Raw genomic sequence first — 13,070 nt, forward strand, 5'->3', positions numbered from 1 at the left:
GAGGGCGCGGGAAGTGCCGTGTAGGGGCGATCGCCCAGCTCTCGGCCCGGAAAAGCCCGGGCCGTGGGCGGCCGGCGGCCCGCGCGCGTCGGCGCATCGCCCCGCCCGCAGGCGCGCCGCCCGAGCGGGGTCAGCTCCAGTCCAGCACCACCTTGCCGCAGGCGCCGGCGCGCATCAGCTCGAACCCTTCGCGGAAATCCTCCGCCGCCATCCTGTGCGTGATCAGCGGCGCGAGGTCCAGCCCGCCTTGTACGAGGCCGATCATCTTGTACCATGTCTCGAAGATCTCCCTTCCGTAGATGCCCTTGATCGTCAGCATCTTGAAGATGACCTTGTTCCAGTCGACCGCGAACTCGACCGGCGCGATGCCGAGAAGCGCGATCTTGCCGCCATTGTTCATGGCGTCGATCATGTCGCGCATCGCCGGCGCCGCGCCTGACATCTCCAGTCCGACATCGAAGCCCTCGGTCATGCCGATTTCGCGCATGACCTCCTTGAGCGTGGTCCGGGAGGGGTTGATGGCGTGGGCCACGCCCATCTTGCGGGCCAGCGCCAGGCGGTCTTCATTTATGTCGGTGATGACCACCTTTCGCGCGCCGGCGCGGCGCGCGACCATCGCGCCCATGATCCCGATCGGCCCGGCCCCGGTGACGAGCACGTCCTCGCCGACCATGTCGAAGCTGAGCGCGGTGTGGACGGCGTTGCCGAACGGATCGAAGATCGCCGCGATCTCGTCGGGAATGTCGTCCGGGATCGGCACGACATTCGCTTCCGGCAAGCTGAGAAAGTCGGCGAAGGCGCCGGGCCGGTTCACGCCGACCCCCTGAGTGGCGCGGCAAAGATGCGCCCGCCCGGCGCGGCAGTTGCGGCACCGCCCGCAGGTCACGTGCCCTTCGCCGGAGACTCTCTGCCCGACGGCGCATGTCTTGACCGACGCGCCGATGGCGACGATCTCGCCGCAGAATTCATGCCCGGTGACCATCGGCGTCGGCACCGTCTTCGCGGACCACTCGTCCCAGTTCCAGATATGGACGTCGGTGCCGCAGATCGCGGTTTTCCGCACCTTGATCAGAACATCGGACGGCCCGATCTCGGGAACCGGCTCCTCCTGAAGCGTCAGCCCCGGGGCGGGTTCCGTCTTCACCAGCGCGCGCATGCCGTTTCTCATCGAATGATCCCCATCTCTCGCCCGACGGCCGCAAAGGCGTCGATGGCGCGCTCCAGCGTGGCTTCGTCATGCGCCGCCGACATCTGCGTGCGGATCCGATCCTCTCCGCGCGGCACCACCGGAAATGAGAATGCGGTGACGAAGACGCCGCGCGCCATCAGACGCGCCGCCATGTCTTGCGCCAGCTTCGGGTCGCGCAGCATGACCGGCGCGATCGGGTGTTCTCCGGGCAGGATCTCGAAGCCGAGCGCGGCCATGCGCTCGCGGAACCGCGCGGTGTTCCGCCAGAGCCGGTCGCGAAGCCGGCCCGAGCCCTCGATCAGGTCGAGCGCCTTCAGCGATGTCTCCGCGATCATCGGCGCGAGGCTGTTGGAGAAGAGATAGGGGCGGGAGCGCTGGCGCAGCCACTCCACGACCTCCTTTCGCGCCGCGACATAGCCGCCCGACGCGCCGCCGAGCGCCTTGCCGAGCGTGCCGGTCATGATGTCGACCCGGCCCATCACGCCGCAATGCTCGTGGCTGCCGCGCCCGTTCGCCCCGAGAAAGCCGACCGCGTGGCTGTCGTCGACCATCACCATCGCCTGGTGGCGGTCCGCAAGATCGCAGATCTCGGCGAGCTTCGCGATATGCCCGTCCATGGAGAAGACGCCGTCGGTGACGATCAGCCGGTAGCGCGCGTCGGACGCGTCGTTCAGGCGCGCCTCCAGATCCGCCATGTCGCCATTCGCGTAGCGATAGCGGCGCGCCTTCGCCAGCCGCACCCCGTCGATGATCGACGCGTGATTCAGCGTATCCGAGATGATCGCGTCGGCCGGGCCGAGCAACGTCTCGAAGAGGCCGGTATTGGCGTCGAAGCAGCTCGAATACAGGATCGTAGCCTCGAAGCCGAGAAACGCCGCCAGCCGCACCTCCAGCGCCTTGTGCGGCGCTTGCGTCCCGCAGATGAACCGGACCGAGGACATCCCGTATCCCCAGCGTCCGAGCGCGGCCTGCGCCGCCTCGATCAGGTCGGGATGATCGGAGAGGCCGAGATAATTGTTGGCGCAAAGATTGATCACCTCCGCGCCGTCCACCCCGACCGCGCCGCGCTGGGGCGTCTGGATCACGCGCTCGGTCTTGAAGAGACCCTCTTCGCGCAGCTCGTCGAGCTTTCCGGCGATATCGTCGATGAAATTGTCCATGGATTCGCTCCGGTCATGATGCTGCGTCGCCACGCAAAGCATCATGACGGCGCTCTGTCCAGCGCGGCGGGCCGCACGCCATTCCGTTTCCGCGGCGGCGTCGATATGATGCGGCGAACCTGGTGGTGGAGGCCCTATGATCCGAAGCGCGATTTTCGATCTCGACGGCACGCTTGTCGACACCGCCGGCGATCTGATCGCGGCGATGAACGCGGTCGCGCACCGGTTCGACCTGCCCGAGATCGACCCGGTGGAAGGGCGCCCAGCCGCCGGGAAAGGCGGGCGCGGGCTGATGCGGCACGCCGCGGCGAAGGTGGGGAGGCTGCTGACAGACGATCAGATCCTCGCCGCCTATCCGCCCTTTCTCGACGCGTATGAAGCCCGGATTTCCGAGCGAAGCTGCTATTTCCCCGGCGCGGAAGCGGCGCTCGACGCGCTGATCGCCGATGGCTGGCGGGTCGGCGTCTGCACCAACAAGCCGGAGCGGCTGGCGCGGATGCTGATCGATCGCCTGGGCGGCGGTGGGCGCTATGGCGTGTTGCTCGGCGCGGACAGTCTGCCGGTGCGAAAGCCCGATCCGCTGCATGTTCTGACCACGATAGAGCGCCTCGGCGGCGCGCCGGACCGCGCCGTGATGGTGGGCGACACCGAGACGGACCGGCTCGCGGCGGCGGCGGCCGGGGTGCCGTGCGCGCTCTTCGCGGGCGGCTTTTCATCGACGCCGGTCGCGGACCTCAAGCCCGAAGCTGTGTTCGAGACTTTCGAGGAATTGCCGGCCCTGGCGGCGCGATTGATCGGGAAACCGCTTGACGACCGGGCGCGCCCCGCCTAATCACCGCGCCGGCGGGACGTTAGCTCAGTTGGTAGAGCACAGTGTTCACATCGCTGGGGTCACTGGTTCGAATCCAGTACGTCCCACCATCCAGTCCGCCGGATTCCGCCGTTTCCAGGTCCGGAATGAATTCCGCCGACATTCCCGTAGGTTAGCGCGATAACCTGGCGCTCATGCCGTCCGAGAGACGCCTTTTCGAGACGTTTTCGCGCCCTCCGAGACGTTTTGCTCAGTTCCGGGATTCGCGAGACCCCACCCGCCGTTTCGCGTGCTCTCTTTGTCGATGGTTCCACAGGCGAGACCTCCGTCATGCAGGGGCGGGCGGAATCTGATCGGCCCAAGCTCTTCGGGGAAGCGGCTGGCGACTCAGATCTGATCGACGAATCCGAGCGCGTCGCGCTGATCCGCCCAGCGGAGGGGGAGGCGATCGAGCCGCTTCAACGCGGCGATGGTGAGGTTGGGCGGCTGGCGCCCACCCATGATCGCGGCGACGATGTCGGGGGCGAGGAAGGCCAGCGGCAGCGCGCGGGCGACATGCCGATGGTCCAGCTTCGCCTCCCGCGCCAGCGCCCGTACGGATGGAGTTTCACCCGTCAGGAGTCGGCGCATCCAGCATCGGGCGTCGGCCAGCAGGCGGATGAGCGCCGGATCGGGCTCCGCCGCCTGAACGCCGCCGAGAACGAGCTTCGTCTCGACGCCGCGTTTCCGAATGACGAAGGGGAGCGAGATGGCCAGCCGCTTGTCAGGATCGTCCGCGTCGCCGCCGAGCATGCGCGCCAGCGCAGCGCCCGAGAGTGAAAGCGCGATCGCATCAGCGCCGACCTCGACGCGGGCGTCAACCCGCAGGAGATCTTGCCGGAGGCCCCCATTGGCTGAGGTCCGGAAATGTCCGGCCAATCCCTGAAGCCTTTCCCGAAGCAGGCGCTGCTCGGCGGCCGAAGCGGCGGCGGACGCGATCGCCGCGAGCGTCCCGCGTTTGTTCAGAAGCGCCGTCAGCCCTCCGCGCACGGCCGACTCCACCGGTTGCGCCGGCAGCCGCCAGGCGCCCGGATGGTCCATTGCGGCGCCGGCGATCAGCCGATGCGAGACGTAATAGCGATAGCGAAGCTTCGCGGATCCTTTGGAAGCGTGGCCTTTCGAAGCGTGGCTCGGCGTCAGCGGTCGATCCTCCGCATCGAAGATCAGCCCGGCGAGCGGACTTGGCGCGGCATGCGCCGGGCCGCTCCTGGTTGATGCGGCGCCCGCATCGAGCCGCTCCTGAACCTCGCGCCAGAGATCGGCATCGAGGATCGCGTCATGCCGCCCGGGATGACGCTCGCCCTTGTGCGCGATCTCGCCGATGTAAAGCGGGTTGCGCAGGATCAGGGCGAGGGCGCCGCGGCTGAAGCGCTCGCCGCCGGACGTTCGCCCCGCCCGGCTGATCCGCCGCTTCGAGCGAAGACCCGCCCGGTCCGCATCGGCCTTCAGCGCGACGACGGATCCGGCTTCGAGATAGAGCCGGAAGATACGCCTGACCGTCTCGGCCTCGGCGGGGTTCACGACGAGGCTCCGCTCGGCCAGATCATAGCCGAGCGGGACCGGACCGCCCATCCACATGCCCTTCTTCTTCGACGCCGCGATCTTGTCGCGGATCCGCTCGGCGGTGACCTCCCGCTCGAACTGGGCGAAGGAGAGCAACATGTTCAGCGTGAGACGGCCCATCGAGGTCGAGGTGTTGAAGGACTGGGTGACGGAGACGAAGGAGGCCCCGGCGGCGTCGAGCGCCTCGACCAGCTTTGCGAAGTCGGCGAGAGATCGGGTCAACCGGTCGACCTTGTAGACCACGATGATGTCGACCTTGTCCTCGGCCACATCGCCCAGAAGCCGCTGCAGCGCGGGCCGCTCCAGCGTGCCGCCGGAGATCCCGCCATCGTCGTAGCGCTCCGGCGATAACGACCAGCCCTCGGATCTCTGGCTGAGGACATAGGCCTCGCAGGCCTCGCGCTGGGCGTCGAGAGAGTTGAAGTCCTGCTCGAGGCCATCCTCCGTGGACTTCCGCGTGTATACGGCGCAGCGGATCGCCTTCCTCCGCCCGGGATCACGCCGCTTCATCGCCGGCGTCCTCCCTCAGGCCGAAGAAGGCCGGGCCGTTGCGGTTCACGCCGGTGATCGCCCGCGCGATCGCCGAGAGCGAGCGCCACCGCCGGCCGCCCCAGGAGAAGCTTCCGTCGGCCTCGACCTCGACGCGATAAGGTCGCCCGCGCCAGTCCCGAACGAGGGTCGCGCCCGGCTTGATCACGATGCGCTTCCAGCGTCGCCGATCCGAGGGTTCGGTCTCGTCCTCGCCGGCCGCCATGCGATCGAGCCGGCGCGCGAGCGCGGGCTTCAGGCCGCCGAGCGCCGCGGCCTGAAGAGCATGGGCGCGCGCGAGCCGGAGCAACCGCGCGGGCGGGCCGGGAGGAAGCGGCGCGCCCTGCGCCGCCTCCCATTCGATCGCGAACTCCGTGTCGCTCATCGCGTCGAGCCTGCCGAGCGCGGCCTCCAGATCGGGACCCGGGCGACGGGTGCGCCCGCCGCCCGACGTCGTCGCCTCACGCGGCGTCATCACGCGCCCCCGCAGGCGGCGTCGCGCGGTAGGACGCGCGGCCGTCCGCGTCCTTCGCGAGGTTCACCTGGTATCCCTTCCGCCGGAGGCCGGTGAGGGCCGCCCGGGTCGTATGGGGTCGCCAGCCGAAAGCATCAACGAGCTCCCCGATCGTCGCGCCCGTGGGGCGGCTCAGCAGGTCGACCAGCCGCGCCTGTTTCGTGCCCGGCTTCACGCGCGGAGCGAAGGGGGCGGGAGTTTGGGCGAACGCCGGACCGGGCTCGGAGTCAGGATCGCCATCAGGATCGCGGAGCTCTGGCGCGTCCTCAACCTCCTCCTTCCGCGTCTCGCTCTCGCCGCTGGTCGCTTCGAGGCCAAGGGCGGCGCGGCCGGCCGCGGTGATCGCGAGGCCGAGGGAGCCGCCGGCCTCGTCCTGTCGCCAGATCTGAGAGGGGTCTGTCGTCTCGCATGGGGCGACGAGCGCCAGCTTGAGGAGTTTCTGGAGTGTCCGATCGAGCGTCCGGCCGCGCGCACGGACGCTTTCCGGCGGTGGGAGCACCATGCCGTCGGCGCGGGCCGCGGCGGCGGAGAGCAGGACGAGTTGCAGGTCGGTGAGTTTGAGTTGTCGGGCCATCGGGCGGTCTCCGGTTCCGGGCCGCGCGCTGATCGCGCGGCCTCCCACGACCCGAAGCCCCGGAGCCGGGCCGGGGTCGCCGCGCCCGGCCTCCGCCGGTCCGCGTTCAACGCACCAATGCTTGCGTCGCGCGCGAAGTCCAGTGGGTGGTGATCATGGTGAAAAACTCGACGGCGTGGGCCGGAGACAGAATTCAAACCCGATAGCCACGCGGAGTCATTTGCGTCTACAGAACTGTGGGTTCGAATCTCTCTCGTTCCGCCACATTCAGATACTGAATCCGTCCAAGGGCCCCGATTGGGGCTTTTTTTCTTTTTGTGTCAAAGGGTGTTGGCAGGGCTATCCGCCCTTCGGAGACTGGGTGCCTGACGCAGAATGGGTCTCCGAACGGCCTGCGTCTCTCTTCGAGCGCCCCTCGACGGCCACGGGACGGCGAAAAACATCCTCGCATTTCCAATGGGTTGCCGCGTTCATGGGTTCGTCCCGTTCGCGAAATAATCCGGTGAAGGAGACCGACACGAAGGCGCAGGGCGGCCAGAAGGACGGCTCCGTGGCGGCCGATCCCCAAGTCGGGCGGAAGCGTCCGAAGTGAGCCAGGACCCTGCCGGAAGTCTCTGATGACAAACAGACTTCGCGTCCATAGCCTGGCACAATGTCGAACGGGCCCTGGACGGATCAAGAGAACGACCTGATCGTCGCGGATTACTTCGCGATGCTGGCCGATGACATCTCGGCGCGCCGCTACAGCAAAGCCGAGCATCGCCGGGCGCTGCTGCCGCTGCTGAACGACCGGTCCGAGGGGTCCGTCGAGTTCAAGCACCAGAACATTAGCGCGGTGCTGAAGGGTCTCGGCGAGGACTGGACCCCCTCTACAAGCCCGCGTTCAATTTTCAGATGACCTTGGTGGATGCCGTGGCGCGGTGGCTGGCGCTGAACCCTGCCTGGCTCGGGCGCCAACCGGGGCTCCACCACGCCGCTGGCCTACGCGAGGCGGCGCAGATCTGGATCGGGCCGCCGCCGACGCTGTCAAACCAGCCACCTCCACAGGAACTGGACCAGATGCTGCACATTGCCCGCAAGTTCGACGTCGCGGGCCGGGACGAACGCAACCGGGCCCTCGGTCGCGCGGGCGACCTTCGCGCATCGGCGCAAGGTGCTGCTGGTCTCGACGCCCACCATCCGGGGGCTGTCGCGCATCGAGCGTGAGTTCGAGGCCAGCGACCAGCGCCGGTTCTTCGTGCCGTGCCCGCATTGCTGCCACGCGCAGTGGCTGAAGTTCGACCGCCTGCGCTGGCAGAAGGGCCGCCCGGAAACGGCCGAGTATCACTGCGAGGGCTGCGACGCGGCAATCGCGGAACACCACAAGACGGCGATGCTGGAGGGTGGCGAATGGCGGGCCACCGCCACCGCCCCCGATCCGACCACGGTCGGATATCACCTCTCGGCGCTCTATTCGCCGGTCGGCTGGCTAAGCTGGGAGCGGATCGTGCGGGCTTGGGACGCGGCACAGGGGTCGGACGAGGCGATCAAGGCGTTCCGCAACACGATCCTTGGCGAGACCTGGGTCGAGACCGGCGAAGCGCCGGACTGGCAGCGGCTCTACGACCGGCGCAAACGCTGGAAACCGGGCATTGTGCCTGCGGGCGGGCTGTTCCTGACCGCCGGGGCGGACGTGCAGAAGGACCGGATTGAGGTCGATGTCTGGGCCTGGGGTCGTGGTCTTGAGTCGTGGCTCGTCGACCATGTCGTGATCGAAGGCGGGCCGGATCGACACGATGCGTGGTCGGAGCTGACCGCGCTGCTGGACAGAAGCTGGCCGCACGAGCGTGGCGCGCATCTTCGGATCGCGCGGCTCTCCATCGACACGGGCTACGAGGCTCCGGCGGTCTATTCATGGTCGCGGGCGCAAGGCTTCGGGCAGGTGTCGCCGGTGAAGGGCGTCGAGGGGTTCAATCGTTCGAGCCCGGTCTCGGGCCCGACCTTCGTCGACGCGACCGAGGGCGGCAAGCGGCTGCGGCGCGGGGCGCGGCTCTGGACCGTGGCGGTGTCGACCTTCAAGGCCGAGACCTATCGCTTCCTGCGGCTGGCGCGCCCGACCGAGGAGGATATCGCCGACGGGGCGGCCTTCCCGCCCGGCTCGGTGCATCTGCCGCATTGGGTCGAGAACGAATGGCTGAAGCAGTTCGTGGCCGAGCAGCTGGTGACGGTGCGTACCAAGCGTGGTTTCGCCCGGCTGGAATGGCAGAAGCTGCGCGAGCGCAACGAGGCGCTGGATTGCCGGGTCTACGCCCGCGCCGCCGCCTGGATCGCGGGCGCGGACCGCTGGCCCGACGAGAGATGGCGCGACCTCGAGGATCAGCTCGGGGCCGCCCCCACCGACACCGATCCCGCGGGACAAATCAACCGGCCGGGACAGGCCCCGCAGGGCAAGCGCCGCTCCGATTGGCTCGGACGGCGGGAGGGATGGTTCTGAACATGACCGACTGGACGGAAACCGAGCTCTCGGCGCTGCGCCGGGCCTATGCCAGCGGCACGACGCGCGTCAGCTATGACGGCAAGTCGGTGGATTACGGCTCGGCCGAGGACCTGCTCGCCCGCATCCGGACCATCGAGCGCGCCATCGGGGGCACCACCCGGCCGCTGCCGGTGGCCGGGCTCGCGGGCTTCAGCCGCGGGGACCGGTGATGTCGGCGACCTGGTTCGATCACGCCATCGCCACGGTGGCACCGCGCATGGCCGCGCGCCGCGTGATGGCGCGTCAGGCCTTCGAGACCCTGACGCGGGGCTATGACGGCGCGGCACGCGGGCGTCGCACGGAGGGCTGGCGTGCGCCGGGATCCTCGGCCGACACCGAAATCGGCGTCGCCGGGGCGCTGCTGCGCGACCGGATGCGCGATCTGGTGCGCAACAACCCGCATGCGGCCAAGGCCGTCGCGGTGCTGGTCAACAACATCATCGGCGCCGGGATCATGCCGCGCGCCGCGAGCGGAGACGACAAGCTGGACCGGAAGGTCTGGTCCGAAACCACTCGGATCGACCTGCGCGTGGCCGAGGTGGCGAACCCGCGTCCCGGCGACCGGATCGAAATCGACGGCGAGGCCTTCCTTATTCAGGGCGAGCCGGTCCGTGACCGCGAGCGGCTGGTCTGGACCGTCGACCTGCGCCCGGCATGACCGCGATGAAACTGAAGCTCGACATCGATCCCGACATCGTCGCGATGATGGCGGCCGAGGTCGCGGCGGGCGAACGCGCGGTGACCTCTGCCATGCGCGAGGCCGGGACCGGGCTGAAGACGGCGTGGCGGTTACAAATCACCGGCGCGGGTCTCGGTGCCCGGCTGGCTAACTCGATCCGGAGCCAGAACTTCCCGAGGTCGGGCGAGAGCCTCGACGCCGCGGCGCTGGTCTGGTCAAAGGCGCCGGTCATCGTGGGCGCGCATGACACGGGGCCGTTGATCCGCTCGAAGGACGGGTTCTGGCTGGCGATCCCGCTGCCCGCGGCGGGCAAGTCCCTGCGGGGCGGCAGGATCACACCCGGCGAATGGGAGCGGCGGCGCGGGCTGCGGCTGCGCTTCGTCTACCGCCGCACGGGCCCCAGCCTGCTGGTGGCGGAGGGTCGGCTGAACACGAAGGGTCAGGCGGTGGTGTCGCGCTCGAAGACCGGGCGCGGCAAGGTTACCGCGCCGATCTTCCTGCTGGTGCCGCAGGTCAAGCTGCCGAAGCGGCTGGACCTGGCGCGGGACGTAGACCGGGCGCTGGACAGCGTGCCAGGACTGATTGTGGCGAACTGGGTGGACGGACGCACGTAGGCCTCGACTGGCCCTTAAGCCCCGGCCCAGCGATAGGAGCCACGCAACAGCACCGACTACAGGGCGCGGACAAGCATGGATTGAAGTCCATGCTGTTTGGCGGGTGCGAGGGCGCATGGGAGCATGAACGCGGCAAGCGCGAACAACTCTTGAAGATAGCGCGTGTTGCGCCCAAGGTTCGATGAACGATCCGGGGGTGATCATGCGCGACAAGTTCTGTTGGTATTTCTTTGATCAGGGCGACTACGAGGCGGCGTGGAATGAAGGCATTCTGACCGTGGACGCGAATGTCATTCTTGACCTCTACCGGTACAATCAGTCTACACGCGAAGCACTTCTCGCCGCTCTCGAGAGCTTCAAGGGACGACTTTGGATTTCAAATCAGACAGCGAGCGAATTCATCAAGAACCGACGTGTGGTCATAACTGAAACCAGAAACGATTTCGACAAGGCAAAAAAACCCCTCGATGACCTCGAGAAGGCGCTTTCCGCGTCCGTCGATGCAATAAGAGCGTGTCGCGTTATACCAAGGGAATTGAGCGACTCTCTTGATGGAAAAGTCCGAGAGGCGTGCCAGTCTCTTCGCGACGGGATCGATAGCGAGCGAACTAAAGCCCCTGATTATGATCAGGAAGATGAGATTGTGCAACGCCTCGAAGTTGCGTTGGAAGATGGTATCGGAAAAGAACCGGATAATCTAGAGGAGCTCATCAAAGAAGCCGAGAGGAGGAAAAACGAGAAAATTCCACCCGGCTACATGGACGAGGGCAAAGATGGAACAGGCTTTGCGGGCGATTTTCTAATGTGGAGGGAGATACTTTCCCATGGGAAGGAAATTGATCACCCGATGATACTGGTCACTTCGGAAACAAAGGAAGACTGGTGGGAGAAGAAGAGTGGTCGGACTCTTAATCCACGCTTGGAGCTGTTGCGGGAGGCGTATCAAGAAACTGGCAATAAGATACTAATCTACCACACGGATCAATTTCTAAAACTTCACCAAGAGCGAACTAGCGGCAAATCTGACGAGACTGTTCTGGAGGAAATTAGAGAGTACTCGTTGGCGCGAGAGCCAGCAGTCAGCGTCAAGCAAGAAGTAGATAATTCAGATAACACGACAAATGCTGGGCGCCTGCTGATTTCCATTTCGAGGCCAGTCAAGAACTTTACCGGCACAGGTCGCCTCGAGCCGAATTTCCTGAGTTCCCCTGATGTTACTGCGAGGCTGGTGGAAAGTCCTTCAGGGGCTCCTGTGGTAAGGATCCGAGCGAACACTGGAACGACATTCAATTTCAATGTCCATGTGCACTCTAATGAGCAGGGCAAATTGCTCCCTGTTGGTGATTATCTGCTTGAGTATCAAGCATCTTACGACGAATTTGGCCAGAATGTCAGCGATGAGCCAGGACCAGAGTAGGTTTTCATGCCCACCCCACGCGAAACCATCCTCGCCGCGCTGCACGCGCGGCTCTCGGTGGTGCCCGCAACCGCGCTGCGGGGTGACGTGTTGCCCGAGCGCGTGCCAGCTGCTGGCCTCCTGATCCTTCGCGACGGCGAGCCCGGAGAACCGGAGGTCACGCTCTCGCCGCTACGCTACCACTACCAGCACCGCGCCGAGATCGAGGCGGTCGTGCAGGGTGCCGACCGTGACACCGCCTTCGACACGCTGACCGCCAGTATCGGCGCGGCGCTCACCGCCGACCGCACGCTGGGCGGGCTCTGCGACTGGGTCGAGGCGGAAGCGCCGCGCGCGGTCGATCTGCCGGTCGAGGGCGCGGCCAGTCTGAAGGCCGCCGTGATCCCGGTGGTGCTGCACTACACCACGGCCGACCCGCTGGCCTGACCCCGAAAACCCAAGGAGAACACTATGGCACGAGCCCAGGGGGCGCGGGCGCAGATGGCGCTTGCGTTCGAAACGACCTATGGAACGCCGCCCGTCAGCGGCTTCACCCGCATGCCCTTCGCCAGCACTTCGCTTGGGGCGGAGCAGCCACTGCTGAACTCGGAGTTGCTGGGCTACGGCCGCGATCCGCTAGCGCCGATCAAGGACGCGGTGACGGCGGACGGCGATGTTGTCGTGCCGCTCGACGCCGAGGCCTTCGGCTTCTGGCTGAAGGCCGCGTTCGGTGCGCTGACGACCACGGGCGCGGAGGCCCCGTACACCCACGAGTTCCAGTCGGGGTCCTGGACGCTGCCCAGCATGTCGATCGAGACCGGCATGCCCGAGGTGCCGCGCTATGCGATGTACTCGGGCTGCGTGCTCGACCAGATCACCTGGCAGATGCAGCGCTCGGGGCTGCTGACCGCGACTGCGCGGCTGGTGGCGCAGGGCGAGACGGTGGGCACGACCACCAGCGCCGGGACACCCGCTGCGCTCGAGCTGAAGCGCTTCGGGCACTTCAACGGGGCGATCACCCGCAATGGCTCGGCCCTCGGCAACGTGGTCTCGGCCGAGATCACCTATGCCAACAACCTCGACCGGATCGAGACCATTCGCTCGGACGGGCGCATCGACGGCGCGGACCCAAGCATCGCGGCGCTCACCGGCCGGATCGAGGTGCGCTTCGCCGACCAGACGCTGGTGACGCAGGCGATCAACGGCGAGGCCTGCGAGATGGAATTCGCCTACGTCCTGCCCTCGGGCGAGAGCTTCACCTTCACCGTGCACGCCGTCTACCTGCCGCGCACGCGGATCGAGATTTCCGGTCCGCAGGGCGTGCAGGCGACCTTCGACTGGCAGGCCGCGCGCGACAGCGGGGTAGGCCGGATGTGCACCGCCACCCTGATCAACGACATCGAGGAATTGTCTTAATCCAGACCCCGGTTCCCGTGCGATACGGGAGCCGCTTCCCGGCACTCCAAATATGCCGGGAAGCAGCGGGGG

General features: G+C 66.9%; 11 protein-coding genes, 1 tRNA gene and 4 pseudogenes. 11 read left to right on the plus strand and 5 right to left on the minus strand.

The window, feature by feature from the left end; genetic code table 11:
* Positions 1-130: 130 nt before the first annotated feature.
* Together tdh and WG921_RS05600 are read right to left on the minus strand one after the other, a co-directional pair.
* Positions 131-1,156, minus strand: a complete 1,026-nt coding sequence (gene tdh / locus WG921_RS05595) for an L-threonine 3-dehydrogenase (protein ID WP_340108471.1) — start codon at positions 1,154-1,156, stop codon at positions 131-133.
* 8 nt (positions 1,157-1,164) lie between these two features.
* The gene (locus WG921_RS05600; protein WP_413788559.1) at positions 1,165-2,394 is read right to left on the minus strand and encodes a glycine C-acetyltransferase; all 1,230 of its coding nucleotides are present in this window, start codon (positions 2,392-2,394) and stop codon (positions 1,165-1,167) included.
* A 91-nt stretch (positions 2,395-2,485) separates the two neighbouring features.
* On the opposite strand from WG921_RS05600, the gene WG921_RS05605 reads away from it, so the two are divergent.
* On the plus strand, positions 2,486-3,181 hold the full coding sequence (locus tag WG921_RS05605; protein ID WP_340108232.1) for an HAD-IA family hydrolase: 696 nt from the start codon (positions 2,486-2,488) through the stop codon (positions 3,179-3,181).
* A gap of 13 nt (positions 3,182-3,194) precedes the next feature.
* A tRNA-Val gene (locus WG921_RS05610) sits at positions 3,195-3,270 on the plus strand.
* Positions 3,271-3,547: 277 nt separating this feature from the next.
* On the opposite strand, the gene WG921_RS05615 is transcribed toward WG921_RS05610, so the two are convergent.
* The 3 genes from WG921_RS05615 to WG921_RS05625 are packed head-to-tail and all read right to left on the minus strand — an operon-like array spanning position 3,548 to position 6,378.
* Complete coding sequence (locus WG921_RS05615) at positions 3,548-5,272, minus strand: recombinase family protein (protein ID WP_340108233.1); 1,725 nt, start codon at positions 5,270-5,272, stop codon at positions 3,548-3,550.
* Positions 5,259-5,765 (minus strand): DUF2924 domain-containing protein, encoded by a 507-nt coding sequence (locus WG921_RS05620; RefSeq protein ID WP_340108234.1) that lies wholly within the window; start codon positions 5,763-5,765, stop codon positions 5,259-5,261. Before WG921_RS05620 ends, WG921_RS05615 begins: the two co-directional genes overlap by 14 nt.
* Positions 5,752-6,378: a DUF3489 domain-containing protein gene (locus WG921_RS05625; protein WP_340108235.1), complete on the minus strand. Its 627-nt coding sequence runs from the start codon at positions 6,376-6,378 to the stop codon at positions 5,752-5,754. Before WG921_RS05625 ends, WG921_RS05620 begins: the two co-directional genes overlap by 14 nt.
* A 652-nt stretch (positions 6,379-7,030) precedes the next feature.
* On the opposite strand from WG921_RS05625, the pseudogene WG921_RS05630 reads away from it, so the two are divergent.
* The 9 genes and pseudogenes from WG921_RS05630 to WG921_RS05665 form a co-directional block, all read left to right on the plus strand.
* A pseudogene (locus WG921_RS05630) lies at positions 7,031-7,545 on the plus strand (DUF3883 domain-containing protein); the annotation flags it as partial.
* Positions 7,460-8,851: pseudogene (locus tag WG921_RS05635) on the plus strand (phage terminase large subunit family protein); the annotation flags it as partial. The pseudogenes WG921_RS05630 and WG921_RS05635, both read left to right, overlap by 86 nt.
* Positions 8,852-8,853: 2 nt before the next feature.
* Positions 8,854-9,063 (plus strand): phage head-tail joining protein, encoded by a 210-nt coding sequence (locus WG921_RS05640; RefSeq protein WP_340108236.1) that lies wholly within the window; start codon positions 8,854-8,856, stop codon positions 9,061-9,063.
* Between the two features lie 65 nt (positions 9,064-9,128).
* A pseudogene (locus WG921_RS05645) lies at positions 9,129-9,332 on the plus strand (phage portal protein); the annotation flags it as partial.
* Positions 9,333-9,386: 54 nt separating this feature from the next.
* Positions 9,387-9,551 (plus strand): annotated as a pseudogene (locus WG921_RS17920) (head-tail joining protein); the annotation flags it as partial.
* 5 nt (positions 9,552-9,556) lie between these two features.
* Positions 9,557-10,186 carry a DUF6441 family protein gene (locus WG921_RS05650; RefSeq protein ID WP_340108237.1) on the plus strand — a complete coding sequence of 210 codons (630 nt, stop codon included), beginning with the start codon at positions 9,557-9,559 and terminating at the stop codon, positions 10,184-10,186.
* A 202-nt stretch (positions 10,187-10,388) separates the two neighbouring features.
* Complete coding sequence (locus tag WG921_RS05655) at positions 10,389-11,603, plus strand: PIN-like domain-containing protein (RefSeq protein WP_340108238.1); 1,215 nt, start codon at positions 10,389-10,391, stop codon at positions 11,601-11,603.
* Between the two features lie 6 nt (positions 11,604-11,609).
* Positions 11,610-12,029 (plus strand): acyl-CoA transferase, encoded by a 420-nt coding sequence (locus WG921_RS05660; protein WP_340108239.1) that lies wholly within the window; start codon positions 11,610-11,612, stop codon positions 12,027-12,029.
* A gap of 24 nt (positions 12,030-12,053) precedes the next feature.
* A complete protein-coding gene (locus WG921_RS05665; protein WP_340108240.1) occupies positions 12,054-12,998 on the plus strand; it encodes a phage tail tube protein in 945 nt (314 codons plus the stop codon).
* Positions 12,999-13,070 lie beyond the last annotated feature (72 nt).

The sequence above is a fragment of the Paludibacillus litoralis genome, from assembly GCF_037646705.1.
Taxonomy (GTDB): Bacteria; Pseudomonadota; Alphaproteobacteria; order Rhodobacterales; family Rhodobacteraceae; genus Pikeienuella; species Pikeienuella litoralis.